Source organism: Natronosalvus vescus (genome assembly GCF_023973145.1).
In the GTDB taxonomy this organism is placed as follows: domain Archaea; phylum Halobacteriota; class Halobacteria; order Halobacteriales; family Natrialbaceae; genus Natronosalvus; species Natronosalvus vescus.
The window spans coordinates 311,851-334,195 of sequence record NZ_CP099546.1 but is presented as its reverse complement, the minus strand read 5'-3'; the positions used below and the strand labels follow the sequence as shown (position 1 = coordinate 334,195).

Sequence of the window (22,345 nt, the reverse complement as noted above, 5' to 3'; positions counted from 1 at the left end):
AGACCGGTCGCTCGACGAGGTCTCGGAGGCCACTCGAGTCGCGACCTGGCACGAGGGGCCGAGCCGACCGAAACGACATCGCCTTTCAGCCTGCAGGAACTCGTTATCGGCTCACAGATCGAACGGGGGTCAGCCCACCGACACGGCGAGTCCAGAGCGTGCGCTTTTCATACTCGAGGCTCGGACTGGGTGATATGAGAACCAAGGGGACGCTCAGGCTGGCGACACGAGGCTCCAGGCTCGCCCGACGGCAGGCGGAACTCGTGGGCGAGGGCCTCGAGAACCGCCGCTACGACGTCGCGTTCGAGACCGTCGAGACGACGGGCGACCAGATCCGCGACGAGTTGATCCACCGGCTAGGGAAAACCGGCGCGTTCGTCCGCGAACTCGACGAACGCGTTCTCGCGGGTGACGTCGACGGCGCGGTTCACTCCATGAAGGACATGCCGACCGAACAGCCAGCCGAGTTGGTGACGGCGGCCGTCCCCGAGCGCGCCCGACCAGGCGACGTGCTGGTAACCCCCGACGGATCGACGCTCGAGGAACTGCCCGAGGGGGCGGTCGTCGGCACCTCGAGCCTCCGCCGACGCGCACAGCTCCTGTCCGAACGCCCCGACCTCGAGGTCGAACCGATTCGGGGCAACGTCGACACCCGCCTCGAGAAGGTACTTGCGCCGGCGTTGCAGGCCGAACGCGAGCGGCGTCGGGAAGCCGACGCGAACCGCAAGGGCGACACCGGGAGCTACAAGCCGGATTACGACGACAACGGCGAGGGCGAGGGCGAAGACGGTACCGACGAAACCGTCACCGTCGACGACTGGTACGCGAGCCTCACCGACCTCGAGCAGCGGGCACTCGACCGGGAGGTCGACGTCCACTACGACGCGCTCGTCCTCGCGGAAGCAGGGCTCGACCGCAGCGGGCTGACCGACCAGGTCGAGTACGTGCCCCTCCCGACCCAGACGTTCGTTCCCGCACCCGGACAGGGTGCCCTAGCCGTGACGGCCGAGGACGGCGACACCGCTCGCGAGATCAAGGAGGCCATCGACCACCCGCGAAGCCGGGTCGAGACGACCGTCGAGCGGACGATTCTGGCCGAACTCGGCGGCGGCTGTATCGCCCCGATCGGCATCTACGCGGTCGTCCAGGGGGCGTACGTCCACGCGAGCGTCCAGGTGTTCGACCAGGACGGCGAGAAGTCAGTCGTCGGCAGCCGCGACCTTCCCATCGAGTCCCACGCGGACGCGGCCAGTGAATTCGCGACCGACCTGGCCGACCGCGGTGCTGCCGACCTCATCGCTGCCGCTCGAGGGGACGACGCCGGCGACGGCGGCGCGGACGTCGGCGAAGCGGGTGATGCTGACGGTGGCGACGGAAACGCGTCTCGTCAGGGGGACGTCGAATGAGTGACGCCACGTCGACCACCGACGCCGAACCCGAACCCGGCACCGTCTACCTCATCGGCAGCGGGCCCGGCGACCCCGACCTCCTGACGGTCAAAGCCGCCCGCCTGCTCGAGACGTGCGACGTCGTCCTCCACGACAAGCTTCCGGGGCCACGAATTCTCGACTCGCTCCCGGAGGACGCCGAGGACGTCGGGAAACGCGCCGGCGGCGAGCGCACTCCGCAGTCGGCGATCAACGAACGCTTGGTGGAACTCGCCCGAGAGGGCAAGAGCGTCGCCCGCCTGAAAGGCGGTGACCCGTTCGTCTTCGGTCGCGGCGGCGAGGAGGCCGAGTACCTCGCCGAACACGGGATTCCGTTCGAAGTCGTCCCCGCCGTCACCGCCGCGATTGCGGCCCCCGCCGTCGCCGGCATCCCCGTTACGCACCGCGATCACGCCTCATCGGTCTCGTTCGTCACCGGCCACGAGGATCCCACGAAAGACGAATCCACCGTCGACTGGAACGCCCTGGCTGCCACTGGCGGCACCATCGTCGTCCTGATGGGCGTCGGCCGACTGCCAGACTACACCACTGCCCTGCTCGAGGCCGGCATGGCCCCCGAGACGCCGGTCACCCTGATCGAACGAGGCACCTGGCCAGGCCAGCGGGTCGCGACGGGCAGCCTCGAGACCATCGTGGACGTTCGGGACGAGGCAGGCATCGAACCGCCCGCGGTGACAGTCATCGGCGACGTCGCCGGCACCCGCGAGTCGGTGCTCGAGTTTCTTCAGAACGAGCCGACGGATGCCGACAGCGACGAGCAGGAGGTGTGACGCGTGCGGGATCTCACCGTCGCCGTCTTCCGCCCCGACGACGAGCGCCTCGAGGACGCCGTCGAACTGATCGACTCTCTCGGCGCGACCGCCGTCCCGGATCCGATGCTCGCCGTCGAGCCAACTGGTTCCCCTCCCCGGACTGATGCCGACTGCGTCGTCCTGACGAGCAAAACCGGGGCCGAACTCGTCGCGGACGCCGGCTGGGAACCGGGCGAGGCGACCGTCTGTGCCATCGGGCCGCGAACCGCCGACGCGCTCCGCGAAGTCGGCTACGACGTCGATACCGTCCCCGAGGAGTACACCTCGAGCGGCCTCGTCGCCACCCTCGAGGGCGCCGTCGACGGCGCTCGCGTCGAGGTGGCGCGCAGCGATCACGGCAGCCCCGTCCTGCTCGATGGACTCGAGGCGGCAGGCGCGTACGTCCACGAAACCGTGCTGTACCGACTCGTCCGACCGGCCGGGAGCGGCGACTCCACCGAACGCGCCGCCGCTGGCACCCTCGACGCCGCCTGTTTCACCTCCTCGCTGACGGTCGAACACTGGCTCGAGGCCGCCGACGAACGCGGGAACCGAGACGAAGCGCTCGAGGGGCTGACCGAAGCGACCGTCGGCGTCATCGGAGAGCCAACACGAGAGACCGCCGCCGATGCTGGTATCGACGTCGACCTGGTCGCCAGCGAGGCGACGTTCGACGCGCTGGCCTGTGAGACGGTCGAGGCGGCGGCACCGACCTACCACGAATAGGGCTGTAGCCCTTTTGCGACCGCAGGTTTATACCAGAAGCCGACCCAATCCCCAGCCAAGACCGATGGCAGGCCCAATTCCAGCCCTCGAGGAACGTGCGACCGCCTGCGCCGAGCACCTGCTCGCCAGTGACCGCGTCCTCCTCGCCTCCCACATTGACGCCGACGGACTGACGAGCGCCGCGATCGCCGCCAGCGCGCTCGAGCGAGCGGGCCTCCCGTTCGAAACCGTCTTCGAAAAACAGCTCGACGAGGACGCCATCGCGGCCATCGCCGACACTGACTACGACACCGTCCTGTTCACCGACTTCGGCAGCGGCCAGCTCGACGTCATTGGCGAGTACGAGGCGGCGGGCGACTTCACCCCGGTCATCGCCGATCACCACCAGCCCGCCGAGACGGACACCGACCTCCACCTCAACCCGCTCCTGTTCGGGATCAACGGCGCGTCCGAACTCTCCGGGGCGGGCGCGAGTTACGTCCTCGCTCGAGCGCTGGCGGAGGCCGAGTCTGAGGGCGAGTCCGAAGGCGGAAGCAGTTCAACGGCCAACGAGAGAGAAACAGTACCCGACGGTGGCACCGTCGCGACGACCGCCCGGTCGGACAACCGCGACCTGGCAGCTCTCGCCGTCGTCGGGGCCGTCGGCGACATGCAAGCCTCGGGAGGCGAGCTCCACGGTGCCAACGCGTCCATCGTCGAGGACGGCGTCGAGGCCGGCGTTCTCGAGACGGCCACCGACCTCGCACTCTACGGGAAACAGACCCGTCCGCTCCCGAAACTGCTCGAGTATGCCAGCGACGTCAACATACCCGGCATCTCCAACGACGGGAACGGTTCCCTTCGGTTCCTCGACGGCCTCGACCTCGAGTTGCGCCGCGACGGCGACTGGCGCTGCTGGGCCGACCTCACAAGCGAGGAGAAACAGGTCGTCGCGAGCGCGCTGGTCAAGAAGGCCGTAACGAGCGGGGTTCCCGCCCACAAAATCGACGACCTCGTCGGGACGAGCTACGTCCTCGCGGCCGAACCCGTCGGCACCGAACTCCGGGACGCCAGCGAGTTCTCCACGCTGTTGAACGCCACCGCCCGATACGAGCGCGCAGACGTCGGGCTGAGCGTCTGTCTCGGCAATCGCGAAGGGGCGCTCGAGCGCGCCCGCCAGCTCCTTCGGGAACACCGCCGAAACCTCTCGAACGGCATCGATCTGGTCACCGAGGAGGGCGTCACGAAAGAAGATCACGTCCAGTGGTTCCACGCGGGCGACCGGATTCGGGAGACGATCGTCGGTATCGTGGCCGGCATGGCCGTCGGCAACGCCGGCATCAGCAGGCGAATGCCGATCCTGGCTTTCGCCGACAAGAACGACGAGGAGGTGAAAGTCTCCGCTCGCGGCACCCACAGCCTCGTCCGCGAGGGGCTCGACCTTTCGGTCGTGATGGGGGAGGCCTCCCGGGCCGTCGGCGGCGATGGCGGCGGTCACGACGTTGCTGCCGGGGCGACGGTACCGAAAGGGCAGGAGGAGGCGTTCATCGAACTCGCAGACGAGATCGTCGGCGAGCAGCTTTCGTAAGCAGTACACGACGATGCGGAGCCCGACCACCGATCTTTTCCATTAAAACTTTTTACTCACAGATTCTACCACAGGTGATGGATCACCTCGAGGACATTACCGTCGAACAACTGCAAGCCGCCCTCGACGCCGTCGAGGGGAAGAAACCGACGCAACGGTTGTTGGCCGCCATCGCGTACAAAAACGGAGTGACACAGACCGAACTCGCCGAGTGGTACGGCGTCGAACGGCGAACCATCTACAGCTGGCTCACGCGACTCGATGCGGCGTCGCTCGAGCAGGCCGTGTACGATAGTCATCGATCCGGAAGGCCTCGAAAACTCTCCGGCGAACAACAGGAAATACTCGAACGAACTGTTCGGGAACCGCCGACCGACGTCGGCTACGAAGAACTGGCGTGGACGCCTGCGCTCCTTCAGAACTGGATCCAGGAGACTTACGACGTCGAGTACTCGATCCCGAGCTGTCGGCGCTTTCTGAAGGAGTCCGGATTGCGGTATCGGCGTTCACCAGCGGAAACCACGGAGGATGCCTCGAGCGAACCCGGCGAGCGGACGGTTGGCGACGGGGCGTGGGTGCTGCGGTAGTCGGAGTGTCTGACTATGGAGTATATCATACTTGAATAATGAATGGCAATTCGAGAGGATACGTTCCAGGTTCGCCTGCTCTGGTGACGTCGGGTCGAACCGGCCCCTCGAATCACCACCGTTCGGCGCTCTCGTTCGGGATGGGTAGTTACTTTTGAATATTCGGAGTCGAATACTGCGAAATTTCGTCCAGGTACCCGTACGCTACAGATCGCCTTTCGAATCCCAGATGGTCGTCATCAGATCCGCGAACACCGACGCCCGAAGCGGGTATTCCCCGTCGGTGGCGTCGGCGTCGATCGATTCGATGTTGGCGACGAACTCCCGGTCGTAGCTCATCTCGGCCAGGGTTTCACGGACGTCGAACGTCAGCGTCCCGTCCTCGTCCGTGTCCAGCCACGACACCGTCCGCTGGTGCTCGTCGTACTCGAGCGTGTAGGTCTCCCCGCCGACGAGTTCGCAGATGTCGGCCATCGATCCGACCTCGATCCAGCCCTCGTCGGTCTCGAGGAAGAGGACGTCGTCCCGAAGATCCGTTTCATACCGTTTCATTGGACGGTACAAACCGACCCGGCGGCATTAACTTTCGCGTTCGGTAGCGATCGACGGACGTGGGGTGCCCTCGTGGTGAGAAAACGATGTACCGGCTCCGCTATCGACCCTCGACTGTGCCGTCGGGCGAGACGCCGGTCACTTCCTCGAGGCCGTCGTAGGTGACGGCGGTGAACGAGGCGTCGACGGTTTCGCCGGGATCGAGAACGTCTCGGGGGTCGTTCGATCCGAGGTCGCCGGGGAGTGTGTCGCCCGGATAACGCGTCGTCGGCTCGAGGCCGACGTTGTAGGTGCGGTTGAACCACGGTGACTCGTGGTAGCCGCCAAAGGGTTGCCAGTACCACAGGCAGTCGAACGTCTCGTGTGGGAACTGCAGACCGAATCCCAAATCGAGTTCCGGATTGGTCAGTGCATACCAGCCCTCGGACAGATCGATCGCGTAGGACTGGTCGTGAACCGTCGCCGACCGCGGCGGAATGTCCCGCAGGTCGACGGTGCCACCGTCCGCGCCCGGGGAGTGGGGCCACTCGTAGGCCACGTCTCCTTCGAGTCGCGCGTTCGGGAAGCCGTCCCCGTACGGTGCGTTGATACCGGTCGCCTCGGGTAGATCGAGCCGTGCGGCCGGCGAGAGTAGCGGTTCCCCCAGCGTGACGTGTTGTTGCCAGACGTACTCGAGTGACACCCCGCCGAGGTTAGTCACCGACTCGTCGATGTGGAGGCTCGACTCGCCGGCCCGCAGCGTCAACTCACGCTCGACGAAGAAGGGATACCGGACGAGTTCGACGGTGAGCCGGAGCGTCACGGCCTCGCCGTCGTCACGGACGACCTCGGCGTCCCACGGGAGGAGAGCGCTCTCGCCGTGCTGGCCGTAGCTGCTGCCGTCGATCTCCATCCCGTCGCCGGCGATCGGGAGGTTCACTTGCCAGCCGCCCGGATAGTGTTCGTTCCAGGTCGTATTCGTCGACGGGACGTACCGGTCGCTCGGGGCCGTCCACTTGTGCGGCGTTCGCCAGAGGACGTCGACGTCCGTCCGCTTGTCACGGAACTCGACCAGGTCGCCTCCCTTGCCGGTCAACACCATCACGCGAAGCGCTTCGTTCTCGAGGATCGCGGCGTCGATTCCGCGGTAGGTGAAATCGGTCGAAACGCGTGGGCCCGGTTCCGTGCGGTAGCGGGTACCGCGCCGGTCTTTCGAGGACATTACGGTCGCTCCCTCCGCTGTGCCCCAACGCGTTCGGCGAGCGAAACTGCCTTGTTGTGGATTCGCTCGGCGGTCGACGGCGCGTAGTGGCCGTCCTCGAAGGACTGCCAGGATTCGTATCCGCCCTCGGCCAGGATTCGTTTCGTCGGCAGATACCCCGTGTTGTTCGCGTAGCCGGCCACCCACAGCGGCGGTTCGAGCGTGTCCTTCAGTCGAAGCGAGGTGTCGGCGACGACCTCCCCGGACAACGAGAGCAGGGTGAGGTCGGTGCCGAAGCCGACGGCCTGGATGGGGTACGGCCGGTGGTCAGTTACCTCCATCCCGATCTGGGTTCCGTCGTCGTCCTCGATGGGATTCTCGACGTCGAGGTTGACGCCTCCCGCCGCGAGTTTTAACGGCCCGCGAACCGGCCGCGGTTCGGTCACGAGCGCGCGTTCGACCGCCGTCGCCGCCGTTCGGGCGTGCTGGCGGACGAGTTCGCGACTCCCCTGCGGGTAGGCCTTCTGATCGCCCGCACAGCCGATCACGAAGACGGCCGTCGCCTCCGGGTAGGCCTCCTCGAGGATCGACATCGCGTACCCCGGCCAGTCGCCGTTGACCTCGTTACAGAACGCCATCCCGACCGTCGGGTGACAGGCGTAGCCGAACAGCAGCGCCTTCACCTCGCCGCCTTCCGTTTTAGCGGTGAGCACCGGCAGGTCGTGGTCGACCGGCCCGTCGGGCGTGGGATCGAATCCGATCCCGCCTTCCAGCGGGCGGCGACGGTTCATCGCAATGGCGAGTTTCGCCCGGTGGGAGGCGAGCGAGGCCGGTTCGAGGTCGTCGAGCGCCGCGCCGATCACCTCGAGCAGTCGCTCGTCGACGAACTCGCGGTAGGCGGCGACGAGGTCGTCGTCCCGGTCGTAGTCCTCCTCGAGCCCTTCCTCGTGAACGTCGTAGTCCGGGCCGTAGTGGGTGTGACTGGGATTGATGAGGAGCGCTTCGGGTTCGAGATCCCAGCGTTCGGCACACTCGCGCTCGAGGAGCGCACGCTGCGTTTCGAACACGAACAGCAGTTCGTAGGATACGAGAACCATCCGTCGTCCGGTGCCGTCCTCGAACGCGACCGCTCGCGCGTAGATGTCGTGTTCGACGCCGTCCATGTGACCCTCGCGGGCGCCGAATCCGATGAGTCGATGGGGCTCGTCTTCATTGGGCGTGATCGGTACGGTTGCAGTGCCGACCCGCCACTCGTGTTCACGTGTCCCGAGGGTGCGTCCTCCGTCACAGCGTCGTTCGGGGGCGCTCTCGTCGCCTCCGTCCGACCCACTGTCGTCTCCGCGTGGCTGTTCGTCAGCGGTTGCCATTCGTATCCACTCGTCTGACGTCGCGGTTAATAAACCTACGTACGTGCCGGTGATCGGGCCCGGATCACGATGAACGGTGGTCGGCCGTCGGCGCTTCGTCGTCCCGCTCAAGTGTCCGGTGTGAGCGACTATCCGGTCGACCGTTGTCAGCGCCAAACCACCGATGACTCGAGCCGATCGATCGGCACTCGAGCCACCCGTTCACTCGTGTCTCTAACCGCTCGAACGAGCACTGCTGCCCATACGGGTCACAAAAAATCCGCCAGTCTGTTCCGTATCAGTCGTTTTCGCCGGTTCGCTGACGCAGCGTCGCGCCGACTGGTTCACCCTCGAGTCTGTAGGCGACGTCGTCGTTCTCGAGAGCGTCCCCCACGATTTCGAGGGCCTCGTGGTAGGCGTCGAGGATCCACTCGACGTCCTCGTCGGTGTGGCTGTACGTCGGAATGTGCCCGCCGGTGTAGAGGACGCCCCGTTTGTGGGCCTCCTGCATGAAGAGGCTCCGGACGAGCTGGTCGTGGTTGCCCTCGTCGTCCGTGAACTGAACGACGAACCGCGGTGGGAGCCCCTTCGCTTGCGTGACATCGCCGAGATCCAGTTCGGCGGCGAGTTCGTTGTAGCCGTTGATGAGCGTCTCGCCCACGGTAAAGATGTGGTCGTGAACGTTCTCCTCGCGCTGGACGGTAATCGACGCCTTCGTCGCCGCCAGCGACGCCGCCTCGCCGGCGTAGGTCATCGAGTAGAAGAAGTCGCCACGGCTCAGAACCTCCATGTACTCTCGCTTCCCGGCGAGTGCGGAGATCGGATAGCCGTTGGCCATCCCCTTCGCGAAACACGCGAGGTCGGGGGTCACGCCGAAGTACTCCTGGGCGCCGCCGAGGGCGAACCGGAACCCGGTTAGCACTTCGTCGAAGACGAGCAGTGCTCCCTCCCGGTCGGCGAGTTCTCGAAGCTCCTCGAGAAAACCGTCCTCGGGCATCTCGAGGTTCACTGGCGTCGTCACGATTGCAGCGACGTCATCGGGGTGTGCCTCGAAGATTCGCTCGACGCTCTCGATGTCGTTGTACGCGAACTCCTCGGTGTACTCGCCGACCACGTCGGGAACCCCGGCGTTGAGCCCCGGCTTGTTCCCCATCCAGACATCGGGCCAGCCGTGGTAGCCCTGCGTGGCGACGACGTCCCGGTCGGTGGACGCTCGAGCGACCTTCGCCGCGAGGGCGGTGACGTCGTTGCCGCTCTTGGCGAAACGAACCATCTCCGCACAGGGGACGACCTCGGTGAACAGTTCGGCGACCTCGACGTGGAGTGGGTGTTCCATGCTGAACATCGTCCCGTCGTCGAGTTGGGCTTTCACCGCGTCGGTCACCGCCGGGTAGTTGTGGCCGAGGAGAATCGGGCCGAGCGCGGCGTTACAGTCGACGTATTCGTTGCCGTCGGCGTCCCACAGCCGACTTCCTTCCCCACGTACGATGTGGGTGGGCGAAACGCCCTGGACGAACTGCGTAGGGCGTTTGCTCCCGGTCTGGGTCGCCTCCGGGATGACCTTCGAGGCGCGTTCGACGAGGCGTCTCGATTCGGTGATCGACCGATCAGTGGACACTAACGGTGAACCGCTGGACATTACACAGACGAGTGACACCGCGGCATGATAAGTGCTTCGTTCACACGGCGCGTGATAGTGATCTACAGTGTTCGATACTGACGGCTGGTGACGGATCGGGAGCCGGTGACGTCACGGCTCGATAACCGGTATCATCGGTGCTCGACAAAACCGACCAATCACCATCAGGACTCGAGCAACTGATCGACGTTCTCCTGTATCTTGCGGATCGCTCGCGGGATGGCGTTGATCGTCTCACCCTCCGCGAGGAGCGCGGTGTGGGAGAGCCTGACGTTCGTCTCCATGATCTCCTCGACGCCGGGGAGATGGAGGTGCCGGTTGACCGGAATCTCGGTGTCCGGCGGCACGAGCGTCCCGAGTTGTTCGCGAGAGAAGGCAGGCTGTTTGTAGAGGGGGAGCCCGTATCCCGGACTGGCCGGCACGCCCTCGGCTCTGAGGGCCTCGAGGAACCGATCGCGCGACAGGCCGTCGAACGCGTCCGCGTCGTAGCGGAAGTTGTACACGCAGTAGCCGCGGTTCGTGATTCGGTCGTCTCTCCGTAGCGTGTGGATACCGTCGATCACGTCGAGTTCCGAGACGAGGCGCTCCTCGTTTTCCTGGCGACGGCGGTTTTCGTCGGGGAGTTTCTCGAGTTGCGAACAGAGAAGCGCCCCCTGTAGCTCCGGCAGCCGGTAGTTCGACGCGAGCATGGTGTGTTTGTATCCCGCGCCCACGGGGCGGCCGATGTTGTGGACGAGCGAAGCCTCCTCGGCGAGGACGTCGTCGTCGGTGACGACGATACCACCCTCGCCGGCCGGCAGGGACTTCGACTGCTGGAAGGAGAACGTGCCGAAGTCGCCGAACGTGCCGACCCGCTGTCCGCGCCACTCGGAGCCCTGCGCGTGAGCCGAATCCTCGATGAGGAACAGGCCGTGTTCCTCGACAATCGGCAGTAGTTCGTCCATGTCCATCGGATAGCCGCCGAAGTGAACGCCGACGATCCCGACCGTCCGATCGGTAACGTTCTCCCGGACGGACTCGGGATCGATGTTGAACGTGTTGGGGTCGACGTCGACGAACTTCGGAACGCCGCCCATACAGGCGACCGCGCTTGCGGTGGCGATGAAGGTGTACGCCGGGACGAGGACTTCGTCACCGGGTTGCAATCCGGACGCGCGCAACGCGAGTTCGATCGCGACCGTCCCGTTGCTCACGGCGATCGCGTGTTCGGCGTCGTGATAGTCGGCGAACTCGGATTCGAACCGGTCGACCCAGTCCGCCCCGTCGATGATTCGACACCACTTCTCCGACTCGAGGGCATCGAGAACGTATTCTTTGCTCGTGTCCGTACATTGAGGCCACCGCGGAATATCGAGCCCCGCGGCCGCCTCGGGGCCGCCGTTGAGTGCTAACCTGGTCATTGGTGCTGAGACACCCCGTCGATGGGGTGCTAGATCACTTGCTACATACGTGGTCTGGTACATGAGTCCATCGGTCACACCGATTGGCGGGGCGGGAGCGGGCGAACCGGATACGGGAACGGACGAAGCGGACACGGTAGTGGTCGTAGTGGAGACGGGAACGGACGAACGTGGCGAAAGGGTGAATCGAAAAACTGGCCCGCGAGTCAGTCCGCTCGAGCGGTCTAGCTCTGGGTCGATCACCGATCGAGCGAACTCCCCGTGACCGACGCTACGCGGAGCGCACTGGAGTTACTCCCCGTCGTCCTCTTCCTCGCCGTCGTCCTCATCCACGTCCTCGTCACCCGCCGCACCCTCGAGAACCAGCGTGATCTCTTCGTCGCCCTCGACCTCGATGCCCTCCTCGACCGATTCGAACTCGTCGGTGAGGCTCTCCGCACGGACGGTGTAGGGGCCAGATTCGACCAGTTCGACCTGGGCGACGCCGTCGATGATTTCCTCGGTAACGACACCGACGCCCTCCTCGTCGTGCATGACCTGCACCTCGACGCCGTCCGAGACGGGATCGCCGTCTTCGTTCTCGAGGATGACGGTGAGTTCACCGACCGCGCCGTAGTCGTTTTCGTCGGCCGCCGCATCGTCATCGGAGTCCTGGTCGTCCGCATCCTGCTCGTCGTCCGAATCTGTACCATCGGTCTCGTCCTCCTGATCGTCGTCGACGGCGTCATCGTCGTCCGCTGGCTCGAGGTCGTCGTCCGCATCGTCTCCGTCGAGACAGCCGGCAAGCGCGGCGACGAGACCGGAGGTGATTGCGACGCTATACTGGCGACGGGTAAGGCGAACTCGTCCCATTGTATGCATCTCCCAGACAGTACCTGATAAGGGTTTTCCTCCCGGAAATCGTTCAGTGCTCGAGCGTGCTGAACGGACTCGTTAGCCACGTTCGGGACTCGAGAGTACAATGAACGGTGAACGGGCTAATCGCATCGAACGACCCGAACATGTAGAACGATCGAACGCCCGAGACGGAATCGACAAGCCGGAGGAATACGCTTATCACACTGGGCTGGGAACGGCTAACACGGTAGCACGCATGCCATCAGGAGTTACAATTGCAGACGCCGAGCAGTACTACGAGGGCTACACGCTCTTCAACGAAACGTACCAGTTTCCCGAGGAGGCCCCCGACGGAAAGGGGAAGGTATACCTCGTCGACATGGACGGCGAGCCAGTCCACCGCTGGGAGGTCGAAACCGCCGTGCAGTCACACACCCGGCTGCTCCCGAACGGCAACCTCCTCTACCCGACACGTGATCGATCCGATCTCTCCCAGGCCGGCCTCCGGGAACTCGACCCAGACAGCAACGTCGTCTGGTCGTACCACTGCCGGATCGACCACGACTATCAGGTGATGGACAACGGCCATCTCATGTGTCACACCATCACCGACAACATGGTGCCCGACCTCGGGCCGGAGCTGAAGCGCAACCCCTACATCGTCGAGATCGACCGGGAGAAGAACCTCCACTGGGAGTGGTTCGGCGAGGATCACGTCGACGAGATCCGGGAACTTCTCCCCGACGACGAGTGGGCCTTCGTCGAAGACCGCATCGAGAACGACTACTCCTTCGACTGGGCCCACAACAACACGCTCCAGCTCATCCCCGAGAACGACACCTACCGGAAAGAACTCGAGGGAGACGGCCCCGTCCGCTTCGAACCGGGGAACATCGTCTTCTCCTACCGGAGCGTCGACGTCATCGGCGTCATCGACTACCCCAGCGGCGAAATCGTCTGGGCGTGGGGGCCCAGCGAACTCGACGGCCAGCACCTCCCCTACATGCTCGAGAACGGCAATCTGCTCATTTTCGACAACGGCACCGAGCGGGGCTGGTCGCGCGTGATCGAACTCGACCCGCTCAGCGAGGAGATCGTCTGGGAGTACACCGGCTCGCCGAAGGAGGACTTCTACGCGCCGTTCATCTCCGGGGCCCAGCGACTCCCGAACGGCAACACGCTGATCTGTGAGGGAACGAAGGCCCACCTCTTCGAGGTCACGCCCGACGGCGAGGTCGTCTGGGACTTCGTCAGCCCGTTCAACGAGGAGGGGTCGATAGGGAACGTCTATCGCTGTCTGCGCTACTCCCCAGAGTACGTCGAACCGCTGCTCGAGTCGAACTGAGCGGCCGGCGTGCTCGAGAGACACGCGACTTTTATCGATTCCTCGATCGTCTTAGCGTTCGCCCGTCGAGACGAGAATTCGGCCGGAGCCCTCGACGCGGATCTCGTAACAGTCAACATCGAACTCGACCTCGAGGCACTCGGACACCTGCTGACCGTCGAAGAGCGCGTCGAGTGCATCGGTGTCAATGTAGTCGTACAGCGTGAAGCCGAGTTCTTTCGGCGTCGTCGTCGGCGCAACGCGTTCGACTGCAGCGATCGCTTCGACGATCGCGACACTCACCGAGGTGTGTTCTTTGAAACCGTACTCGAACGGCCGTTCACTCCCACCACTACCATTGTTTCTTCGGGGCGAATCCATCCGAATCAACCTTCGTGTTCATACTACCACCACATCAATCTATGGTCACTTTTCGGAACGGTCTCCGAGACCATCGATACTCGTGTGAGGGGGCGAAACTTGGGTGTGAGAAGAGAGGATCAGCCGTAGCAGCGCTCGAGTTCGCGTGCCCGGTCGGCCTGCCGCGACCGACCAGGCCTGGTGGCGCTGGACGAACGGGCTGATCGACGTCGTGTAGTACCCCTCCTGACGGAACGCCTGCATCCACGATTTCCAACCGTCGAGGTTCCGAAAGGTTCGGTGGTCGCCGAGCGGCCGCGTGTCGGCCGTGAGTCCGCCGAGATGTATCGTGCCGGTGTGGATACGAACCGGGAGGAGAACAGTGCCGTCCGGGAGGGAAGACACGGGGCGTCCGTCGCGTAATAGTTCGTAAATCGCATCCCCGCCGACGCTAGGTCGTCGATCACCGGCGAAGTGTCCCGCTCGTAGCCGTAACAGCCCAGGTGATCCGGCCGGAGCGAGTCGGTGTCGACGTAGAGAATCTTCGAGGGGGTGTCGGTCATCGGCTCCGTGGCGACGACTCGAGACGAGCGCGGAAGTCGGCGAACGTCTCGCTACCGTGTTTGAGCGACGCGAGGCCGTCGTCCGTCCGACCGTTCTCACAGACGAGCCACTCGGCGCCGGTGTCGCCCGCGGCGCGAACACAGGCGTCGAGGTCGACCGCCCCCTCGCCAACGTCGGCGTGGAGCAGGTAGTCGTCCTCCGGCACGGTGTCGGTGAGGTGAACCAGCGGTGCCTGGCCCGCAGTGTACTCGAGCAGGTCGATGGGGTCGTAGCCGGCGCGGCTCGCGAGGCCAACGTCGGGCTCGAACCCGAACCGGCCGTCGGCGCGGTCGACGAACGCCTCGAACGCGACCTGGGAGCCGTCGTCAGTCTCGACCTCGTCGAACTCGAACGTGTGATTGTGATAGAGCAAGTCGACGTCGTGCTCGGCGAGATCGGCGGCGATCGTACCGAGGCGATCAGCGGCGGCCTCGATCCCGTCGACCGAGGAGAACGCGTCCCCGTCGTAGGTCGGAACGACGAGATTCGGAATCTCGAGCGCGTCACAGACGTGCACGATATCGTCGAACTCGTCCTCGATCTCTTCGGCGCGGAAGTGACAGCCGGCGACCGACAGGTCGGCCTCGTCCAGTGCCATCTTCGCTCGCTCGAGGTCTGCGTCGTCGAGGTCGTCGACGTTGGCCCCGTACAGTTCGACGCCGTCGAAGGTCGACTCGCCGACGCGGTCGATGAGTCGCCAGACCGGTTCGTCGACGTCTTTCAGTGTAAACAGCTGAATGGCTGTGCGTACCATAGCACACAGGAGACGAGGCGGGATAAAGTCCTTTTGCTCGAGGTGGCGCTCGTGCCGTTCGAGAGCGAGATTTTGGGAAAAGATCGGAACGTCGAGAGGGCGATCAGCTACTCGTGCTGCAATCGTCCGGGTCGCCGACGTCGTCCGGGCCCGCGTCGGTCGGGACGAGTTCCCCATCCTCGACGAACCCCTCGGGTCGACTCGAGAGCCGTTCGACCATCGCGTCTCGAGCACGCTCGAGTTCGCCGGCGTGATCCCCATCGTCGGAGAGGTCGCGTTCCTCGCCGGGGTCGGCTGCGAGGTCGAAGAGGAGTTCGCTGCCGGTCACGGGATTCCAGACGTACTTGAACTGCTCGTCGATCAGGTACTGGGTACCGTTCTCGGGGTCGTAGCTGCCGGCGGCGTGTTCGCCGTGGTACCACTCCCGCCAGTCCTCGCGATCCGGCTCTTCGACGAGGTCGAGCAGGTTCCGTCCTTCGACGGTCTCCGGGACGTCGACGCCGGCCACCGACAGCAGCGTCGGCATCACGTCCTCGAGGCCGACGGGTTGGCCGACGATCCGTTTTCGCGGGAGTTCCATCGACTCGGGGAACTGCAGGAGAAGCGGCACCCGGGCCGACCCCTCGTAGGCGTAGGTCTTTCGCCACATGTGGTGGTCGCCGAGCATCTCGCCGTGATCCGACAGGAAAACGACGAACGTGTTCTCGAGTTCGCCGATGGTGCGGAGTTTGTCGAAGACGCGCTTTATCTGGTGGTCGATGTGGGTGATGAGCCCGTAGTACGCGGCTCGAGCCCGATGGACGATGGTCGGCGGGAGGTCGGCGAGCCAGGCGTCGATCGCCGGGTAGTCGGGGATCTTCTCGCCGTGTTCGGCGTCGATCCAGTCGCCCACGTACGGCTCCGGCGTCTCCCGGTCGACGTACATGTCCCAGTACACCTGCGGCGGATCGAACGGCGTGTGGGGGCGGACGTACGAGAGGTTGAGGAAGAACGGCCGGGTGTCGTCGCGCTGGTCGAGGAACTCGAGCGCCCGACGCGTCGTCCAGTTCGTCGGGTGGTGGTACTCCTCGAGGTGCCACGGCCGCGGATCCCAGGAGTTCCGACCCAGCCCGGTGCCGAGTTCCTCGTACTTGCCGCCGCTCTCGGCCTCGAGCCAGCGCGTGTAGTCGTCGTCCGGGTGGGCGAACAGCGCCTCGTGTTGCTCCATATCCTCGAAACCGACGTGGTTCCGGATCGGGATCGAGTGAATCTTCCCGGTGAGTTTGGTCTGGTAACCAGCGTCGCGAAGTTCCTGGGGGAGGGTGTGCTCGAACTCCCAGGGGGTGGTTACCCAGCCGGGTGCCCCGTTGGTGAACGGCGTCTGGCCGGTGAGCAGGGAGCGCCGCGCAGGGATACACGAAGGGGCAGGGGTGTAGGCTCGCGTGAACATCGCTCCGTTCTCGATCAGGTTGTCGATGTTGGGGGTGTGAACGAGCGGTCGCCCGTCGCGATCTCGCGGCGAGTCGGGATCGGCACCGATGCAGTCGCCGCGGTGCTGATCCGTCATGATAAACAGGATGTTCGGTCGATTCGACATACTGCACTCCACTGAATCGAGACTTATAATTCTACGTCCTTCCGGTTCGAGTCCCCCCTCGAGTCGACGCACTCACAGCGTCGACGGTCGGGGTCAACGGCGATGCGATCGAGATCCGTCCGTACGCGCTCGGGCCGGGATATGGCAACGCTCTATCGGCCATACATAAAGTCAGCACATGTGAAGGTACATCATGTCAGGACAGTTCAAATAGTATTATTATGCGGATCTTCTTTGTGGTGACTGCTGACACGCATGCCATTTGACAACAGTAGTCACGACCACAGCTTGAGCGACGACTCTCGAACGATCGAACACACCACGGTAAACCGGCGCAGGTACCTCCAGCTAGCCGGAGCCGGCCTCCTCGCCGGTGCCGCCGGCGTCCCAAGCGTCGCGGCGTCGGACGACGAGTACGACGTCGTCCTCGACGTCGTCGACGACCTCGGTGCCGACAACACGGGTTCGGAGCCAATCAACGACGCGCTCGCGGCGGCGACCGCCGACGTCGAGTACGACTTCAGCCACTATGCACCAGCCCAGGGCTGGCCGATGCCGGCCATCGACGAGATCGACTTCGACGACGGCGGTGTCAAGGTGATCTTCCCTGAAGGCGAATACGTGATCGAAGCCGGGGCGAGGGGTTTCGGCTTTACTCGGTGGGGAATTAGTCCTGCTCACCCGGAAGAGCAGCAGTTCCTCGGGAAGTTGGCGCTCGTCGGAGAGGGTGACGGAGATGCTATCCTCCGACCGGCTGAAGGGGGTCGACACCCGATTTTCACGCTCTGGGGACGAGACCTTCGCATCGAAAACTTCACCGTCGATCAGACCGTCGATGACACTTCATCTGGGATAACCGTACAGGGATCCGACCAGTTAGTCATCAAGGACATTCACTTCGACGGGAAAGTGACGGGCGACTACGTAGAAACTCCCCACTGGCAAGATCCGGAGTACGACCCGAGCGTCATACTGGACGACCCGTTCTGCGTCGGACCCGGCGTATTCGGCCGGGACGGAACTGGCGTCATTGAGAACGTCCGCGCTCCGGACGGAGTCCAGCCGTTCAGCCGCAAGGGCGGTTGCTGGGTTACCTTCCACCACGCTGGCGATCTACTCTTTCAGAGTTGTGAGTTTTCCAACTTCTCGGACAACGCGATCTACGCCTCACCGCCCGGCCAGCACAACGGTCAGGAAGGATCCGTTCGTGTCGAGAACTGCCACTTCGAGAACAACAACATCACGGCGATCCGTCTCGGGTCGCCTGGCAGTTACGCGAAAGACTGCACCGTCGTCACCGAGGAGGGGGAGATCCCTGCGACGCCGTGGGGGGCCATCACCAGCCGTGCTGGCTGGATCTGGCACAGTTTCGACGGCACCTACGAGAACATCGACGTCGTCCACGACCACCCCAACGGGGAGGGGATCCTCGAGGAGGCGAGCCACCACGGCTCCCTCGAGGTCGTCAACAGCCGGTTCGAACTCAACCGCGACGGTCGACACGCCGTCCGGTACCTCCAGGGCGGGGACGAGGTCAGGCTCAACAACGTTCACGTTGCCGGCGACGCCGGTACCGGATCGGCGCTCCTGCTCGGCAACTGTGACGCGACCGTCAACAACCTCCGCGTCACCCAGTCCGGCGCGGATCGGGACGGTATCAGCTTCCAGAACGCCACCGGTATGGTGAACAATCCGTCGATCGACGTCACCGGCGAGGCGATCGTCGCCGACGACGAGAGCGACGTGACGGTTCGCAACCTCTCCTGAGGAGGTTCCGACCGGTGGCACGAGTACGTGTTTCCACCGGCTTCCAGACCGAATCGTTCCCTCTGTTCCTTCGAGCGACCTGCCCAATCAATCTCGCTGGCGTGGCGCTCACACCATTTGCTTCGCTTCAGGACACCACCAACAGTCCGACTCGTCACACAGTGCGAACGCGGGACGTTCCTCGAGCAGCCCCTTTCCTGGAAGTACCTGTGCGTCGGCCTCACCGATACGACCGCGTGTGAGGAGCCCCACCTCCTCGAGAACCGGTTCGAAAGCCGAGAACCCCTTCCCACAGCCGACCGTCGCCGCCTCGACCGTTCTGATAGCGTCGTCCGCGCCACGAATCAGCACCTCGTTGGTGCCCGTCTTGTACGGCAGGTCGGCGAGCGCTTCGGCCATGTGAATCGTCGAATTGCGTTCGTGACCGACACCCAGCAGGAGGATCTTCCCGCCGCGGCGAGCGAGGCGATCCAGCGGGCTATCGCGGCCCAGCGAACGCTCGAGTGCGTGGCCGTCCGTCAGCGGTTCAGCAGCCGGGCCGAGAGCCGAGACGAAGTGCGTTGGATGATCGCTCCGGACGGCGTGCTCGCGCGTCCGCAGCGCTTCGGTTATCGCACCGGTTCGAGAGCGGGTTTCCGCGCTGTCGAACGGTTCCTCGCGGACGACGAAGGGAGTGAACGTCGGGACGACGACGGTTCTGGTGTCGCCGACGGCCGCGCACAGCGCGTCGACGACGGTCTCGGCACCGCCTTCGACCCAGCCGATGCTCGAGAGCGAACCGTGGACGACGAGCTCGTCGCCGCGCTCGAGGCCCATCGAACGGAAATCGTCGACGAGATCGCCGACGGTGAGGGTCGGTCGGATTGGTCGGACTGATTGGATTGGTTGGACTGACCGGACGAATAGCCGGTCATCTTGTGACCTCGGTCACGACAGTTCGACAGTCACTCGGCCCTCGAAGTTGAGTAACACGGACTGGGCGACGTCGCCAAAGAGTACCTTCCCGGTCGGCGAGCGTTTCCGTCCGGCGAGGAAGACGTGGTCGCAGTCGTTCTGCACGGCCGTCTCGACGATTGTTCTCGCCGCCCCGTCGTCGGCGATGCTCGCGACGGCGGTGTACTCGACGTCGACGTCCCCGATGACGTCGGCGGCGTGATCCTTGGCCGCGACGACCGCCGACTGGAGGACGGTGTCGGCCCCGTAGTCCGTGTGTTCGATGTCGGCGATCGTCTCGAGCGTCTCGAGATCCTGGTCGAGTTCCTCGGGCGTCACCAGCGAGAGAATGACGAGTTCGGCATCGACCCCTGCGGCGAGGGTTGCAGCTTCCCGAAGGAGGGGTTCCGTGGAATGCGATTCCTCGTGGACGATCAGTGCGCGTTCCATAACCGTCACTTTCGGGGACAGGATGATAAACGTTCAGTTCCACCACGACAGGCGGGGTATTTCCGTGCGTTCGTCGACGTGTGGGCACCATAACGGCGATTACGGCACGCAGCGACTGGTGCCTCGAGGCCGAAACGTTATGTCCTCCAGTGGCAGACGTAGAGACATGCAGGTACTCGCTATCGTTGCACACCCCGACGACGCCGAGATCTTCTGTGGCGGAACGCTCGCGAAACACGCCGACCGTGGCGACGACGTCACTATCGCCTACATGACCCGCGGAGAGTACGGCGGCTTCGACACCAGCGAGGCGGAACTCGCCGCGACCCGGGAGGACGAAGCCCGCCGCGCTGCAGAGGTACTCGGTGCAGAGACGACGTTCCTCGACTTCGAGGACGGACGGGTGACGTACTCCCTCGAGAACCGGCTCGCCCTCGTCGACTGCATCCGGTCGGTCGCCCCCGACATCGTGCTCACGCACTTCGCCGACGACATGCACCCCGACCACCGCGTCACCTCGAAACTGGTGACCGACGCCTACTACATGGTGTCACTGCCGCTGCTCGAGACCGACCACCCACCCTGTGATCCGACCAACGTCTACTACTTCGGCAAGCCGACATCCGCGTTCGATCCGACGGTCATCGTCGACGTTACCGACTTCCAGGAGATCAAAGAGGAGGCCGCCCTCTGTCACGAATCCCAGGTCGCCTGGCTCGAGGAACACGGCGGCATCGACGCCGAGTTCGACGACTTCGTCGAGAGCATGCGCGCGACCGCGAACACCCTGGGTCGACAGGCAGGAGCGACGTACGCCGAGGGGTTCACCCGACTCCACGACACCACGGTCGACTTTCTCGAGTGATCGGCAGGACTTCCTCGAGTGATCGGCCGACAGTGACCGGATAGCCACGTATTTATACGCCGGGTGAAATCGGACGGGTAGCAGATGAGCGATGAACGCAGTCGCGACGTAGCCGTCGCGTCGCTCCAGTCGATTTCCCGCGGCGCACTCGTGTTTATTATCGGACGAATAGTCCTCGACGCGCTCCAATTTCTCCTCACCCTCGTACTCACTCGGGCACTCACCTCGACGATGTACGGGGTGTTCGCCTACGCGAACACGCTGATCGCAATTGCGCTCGTCTTTACGAACCTCGGATCGACCAACTCGATCCTCAAGTACGTCCCCCAGTACGAAGACGACGAACGAAAGCAGCGGTTCATGCTCGGCCTCGCCTACGCCACCTCGTTCGTCGCGAGTTTCGTCGTCGCGGCAGGCCTGTACCTCACAGCCCCGGTCGTCACCCGATACACCCTCGGCGACCCGTTACTCGTCGACGTCCTGCGCCTGTTCGCGATCGTCCTGGTGTTCGACACGATGGTACAGATCGTGGCGGGGACGTTCAGGAGCCTCGAGCGTCTCGAGTACTCGGTCTTTCTCCTGCAGTTTCTCAAACCGGTCTCGCGACTGCTCGGCGTCGGTCTCGCCCTCCTCCTCGGCCTCTCGTTTTACGGCGTCATGGCCGCGCTCGTGGTCGCCAGTGTCGTCGTCTTCCTCGTCGGGATCTACTTCCTGCTGACGCGCCTCTCGCTCCGGCCGTCGATCGGTCGGTCGGCGGGGTCGGCCAGCGACGTCAGGGAGTACTACAACCTCTCGATCCCGCTGGTGTTGAAGGATACCGGCGCGATCTTTCGAAGTCGCATCGACGTCCTGATGGTGGGGTTTTTCCTCACGTCGACCGCCGTCGGGATCTACAACGTCACGCTCATCGTCGCGGCGATGTTGTCGTTGCCACTCGCCGCCTTCAATCAGCTGTTTCCGCCGGTCGCCTCGCGGCTCTATTCCAACGGGAATCTCGAGGAACTCAATCGCGTCTTCAGCATCGTCACGCGTTGGACGCTGACGAGCTCGCTCTTTCTCGGGCTCGTCGCTGCCCTCTACCGAACCGAGATCCTCGCCCTGTTCGGCCCCGAGTTCACGGCTGGCGCGGCCGTCCTCGCGTTCTTCGTGGCCAGCCAGCTGCTCAACAACGCGGTCGGGCCGAGCGGCTACCTCCTGATGATATCGGGCCACCAGTACGTCCTCCTCGCGAACCAGTGGGTCTTCGGCGTCTGCAACGTCGTGCTCAACTACTACTTCATCCTCGAGTACGGGCTGATCGGGGCAGCGCTCGCGACCGCTACCATCGGCGCCCTCAACAACGTCGCCCGCCTTCTCGAGATCTGGTACCTCGAGGGACTGTACCCCTACACGCGAGGGTTTCTCAAGCCGCTTGCCGCCGGCGCTGGAGCCGGCCTGACGATGTACGGACTGCACTTCCCGCTTTCGGGAATCCCGCTCCTCGCTGCGGGTATCGTCGTCGGCCTGGTGACCTACGGCGGCCTCATCTGGCTACTCGGCATCGAACGAGCCGATCGAGAGTTTTTCGGCGCGGCTATCGGCATTCGCGCGCTGCGGTAACCCCGAACCGAAACGGGATCGATAGTCGTCCGTCGGCACAG

General features: G+C 64.3%; 20 protein-coding genes and 2 pseudogenes. 9 read left to right on the top strand and 13 right to left on the bottom strand.

Features of this window, described 5'->3' with window-relative positions:
- The first annotated feature begins 194 nt into the window (after nucleotides 1-194).
- From hemC to NGM68_RS01470, 5 genes and pseudogenes are all read left to right on the top strand, one after another.
- Nucleotides 195-1,406, top strand: coding sequence for a hydroxymethylbilane synthase (hemC, locus tag NGM68_RS01490; RefSeq protein ID WP_252699896.1), 1,212 nt, complete (start codon nucleotides 195-197; stop codon nucleotides 1,404-1,406).
- Nucleotides 1,403-2,218 (top strand): uroporphyrinogen-III C-methyltransferase, encoded by an 816-nt coding sequence (cobA, locus tag NGM68_RS01485; RefSeq protein WP_252699895.1) that lies wholly within the window; start codon nucleotides 1,403-1,405, stop codon nucleotides 2,216-2,218. Before hemC ends, cobA begins: the two co-directional genes overlap by 4 nt.
- A gap of 3 nt (nucleotides 2,219-2,221) precedes the next feature.
- Nucleotides 2,222-2,965 (top strand): uroporphyrinogen-III synthase, encoded by a 744-nt coding sequence (locus tag NGM68_RS01480; RefSeq protein ID WP_252699894.1) that lies wholly within the window; start codon nucleotides 2,222-2,224, stop codon nucleotides 2,963-2,965.
- Between the two features lie 64 nt (nucleotides 2,966-3,029).
- Entirely contained in the window at nucleotides 3,030-4,532 is a 1,503-nt protein-coding gene (recJ, locus tag NGM68_RS01475) for a RecJ family nuclease (RefSeq protein ID WP_252699893.1), read from the top strand.
- Nucleotides 4,533-4,609: 77 nt separating this feature from the next.
- Nucleotides 4,610-5,074, top strand: a pseudogene (locus tag NGM68_RS01470) (IS630 family transposase); the annotation flags it as partial.
- A gap of 249 nt (nucleotides 5,075-5,323) precedes the next feature.
- On the opposite strand, the gene NGM68_RS01465 reads toward NGM68_RS01470, so the two are convergent.
- The 6 genes from NGM68_RS01465 to NGM68_RS01440 form a co-directional block, all read right to left on the bottom strand.
- Nucleotides 5,324-5,671: a hypothetical protein gene (locus tag NGM68_RS01465; RefSeq protein WP_252699892.1), complete on the bottom strand. Its 348-nt coding sequence runs from the start codon at nucleotides 5,669-5,671 to the stop codon at nucleotides 5,324-5,326.
- A 100-nt stretch (nucleotides 5,672-5,771) separates the two neighbouring features.
- A complete protein-coding gene (locus NGM68_RS01460) occupies nucleotides 5,772-6,872 on the bottom strand; it encodes a DUF4432 family protein (RefSeq protein ID WP_252699891.1) in 1,101 nt (366 codons plus the stop codon).
- Entirely contained in the window at nucleotides 6,872-8,218 is a 1,347-nt protein-coding gene (locus NGM68_RS01455; RefSeq protein ID WP_252699890.1) for a hypothetical protein, read from the bottom strand. The genes NGM68_RS01460 and NGM68_RS01455 overlap by 1 nt, the downstream gene beginning before the upstream one ends.
- Nucleotides 8,219-8,495: 277 nt before the next feature.
- Nucleotides 8,496-9,836 carry an aminotransferase class III-fold pyridoxal phosphate-dependent enzyme gene (locus tag NGM68_RS01450; RefSeq protein WP_252699889.1) on the bottom strand — a complete coding sequence of 447 codons (1,341 nt, stop codon included), beginning with the start codon at nucleotides 9,834-9,836 and terminating at the stop codon, nucleotides 8,496-8,498.
- Between the two features lie 164 nt (nucleotides 9,837-10,000).
- Nucleotides 10,001-11,236, bottom strand: a complete 1,236-nt coding sequence (locus tag NGM68_RS01445; protein ID WP_252699888.1) for a DegT/DnrJ/EryC1/StrS family aminotransferase — start codon at nucleotides 11,234-11,236, stop codon at nucleotides 10,001-10,003.
- A gap of 291 nt (nucleotides 11,237-11,527) precedes the next feature.
- The gene (locus NGM68_RS01440) at nucleotides 11,528-12,088 is read right to left on the bottom strand and encodes a hypothetical protein (protein WP_252699887.1); all 561 of its coding nucleotides are present in this window, start codon (nucleotides 12,086-12,088) and stop codon (nucleotides 11,528-11,530) included.
- A gap of 241 nt (nucleotides 12,089-12,329) precedes the next feature.
- Between NGM68_RS01440 and NGM68_RS01435 the strand changes: the two genes are divergently transcribed.
- Nucleotides 12,330-13,418, top strand: coding sequence for an aryl-sulfate sulfotransferase (locus NGM68_RS01435; RefSeq protein WP_252699886.1), 1,089 nt, complete (start codon nucleotides 12,330-12,332; stop codon nucleotides 13,416-13,418).
- 51 nt (nucleotides 13,419-13,469) lie between these two features.
- Here the strand turns inward: NGM68_RS01435 and NGM68_RS01430 are convergent, their stop codons facing one another.
- The 5 genes and pseudogenes from NGM68_RS01430 to NGM68_RS01410 all read right to left on the bottom strand — a co-directional run bounded on the left by NGM68_RS01430 (nucleotide 13,470) and on the right by NGM68_RS01410 (nucleotide 16,690).
- Entirely contained in the window at nucleotides 13,470-13,778 is a 309-nt protein-coding gene (locus tag NGM68_RS01430; RefSeq protein ID WP_252699885.1) for a HalOD1 output domain-containing protein, read from the bottom strand.
- 45 nt (nucleotides 13,779-13,823) lie between these two features.
- Nucleotides 13,824-14,162: a hypothetical protein gene (locus NGM68_RS01425; RefSeq protein ID WP_252701462.1), complete on the bottom strand. Its 339-nt coding sequence runs from the start codon at nucleotides 14,160-14,162 to the stop codon at nucleotides 13,824-13,826.
- Between the two features lie 20 nt (nucleotides 14,163-14,182).
- Nucleotides 14,183-14,320, bottom strand: a pseudogene (locus tag NGM68_RS01420) (sulfatase-like hydrolase/transferase); the annotation flags it as partial.
- The gene (locus NGM68_RS01415) at nucleotides 14,317-15,114 is read right to left on the bottom strand and encodes a sugar phosphate isomerase/epimerase family protein (RefSeq protein WP_252699884.1); all 798 of its coding nucleotides are present in this window, start codon (nucleotides 15,112-15,114) and stop codon (nucleotides 14,317-14,319) included. The pseudogene NGM68_RS01420 and the gene NGM68_RS01415, both read right to left, overlap by 4 nt.
- A 103-nt stretch (nucleotides 15,115-15,217) precedes the next feature.
- On the bottom strand, nucleotides 15,218-16,690 hold the full coding sequence (locus NGM68_RS01410) for an arylsulfatase (RefSeq protein ID WP_252699883.1): 1,473 nt from the start codon (nucleotides 16,688-16,690) through the stop codon (nucleotides 15,218-15,220).
- Between the two features lie 255 nt (nucleotides 16,691-16,945).
- On the opposite strand from NGM68_RS01410, the gene NGM68_RS01405 reads away from it, so the two are divergent.
- The gene (locus NGM68_RS01405; protein ID WP_252699882.1) at nucleotides 16,946-18,457 is read left to right on the top strand and encodes a hypothetical protein; all 1,512 of its coding nucleotides are present in this window, start codon (nucleotides 16,946-16,948) and stop codon (nucleotides 18,455-18,457) included.
- Between the two features lie 108 nt (nucleotides 18,458-18,565).
- Here the strand turns inward: NGM68_RS01405 and NGM68_RS01400 are convergent, their stop codons facing one another.
- Together NGM68_RS01400 and NGM68_RS01395 are read right to left on the bottom strand one after the other, a co-directional pair.
- A complete protein-coding gene (locus NGM68_RS01400) occupies nucleotides 18,566-19,273 on the bottom strand; it encodes an AAC(3) family N-acetyltransferase (protein ID WP_252699881.1) in 708 nt (235 codons plus the stop codon).
- Between the two features lie 111 nt (nucleotides 19,274-19,384).
- Nucleotides 19,385-19,840 (bottom strand): universal stress protein, encoded by a 456-nt coding sequence (locus NGM68_RS01395; RefSeq protein ID WP_252699880.1) that lies wholly within the window; start codon nucleotides 19,838-19,840, stop codon nucleotides 19,385-19,387.
- 166 nt (nucleotides 19,841-20,006) lie between these two features.
- On the opposite strand from NGM68_RS01395, the gene NGM68_RS01390 reads away from it, so the two are divergent.
- Together NGM68_RS01390 and NGM68_RS01385 are read left to right on the top strand one after the other, a co-directional pair.
- A complete protein-coding gene (locus NGM68_RS01390; protein ID WP_252699879.1) occupies nucleotides 20,007-20,705 on the top strand; it encodes a PIG-L deacetylase family protein in 699 nt (232 codons plus the stop codon).
- 84 nt (nucleotides 20,706-20,789) lie between these two features.
- A complete protein-coding gene (locus NGM68_RS01385; protein ID WP_252699878.1) occupies nucleotides 20,790-22,304 on the top strand; it encodes an oligosaccharide flippase family protein in 1,515 nt (504 codons plus the stop codon).
- Nucleotides 22,305-22,345: the final 41 nt, after the last annotated feature.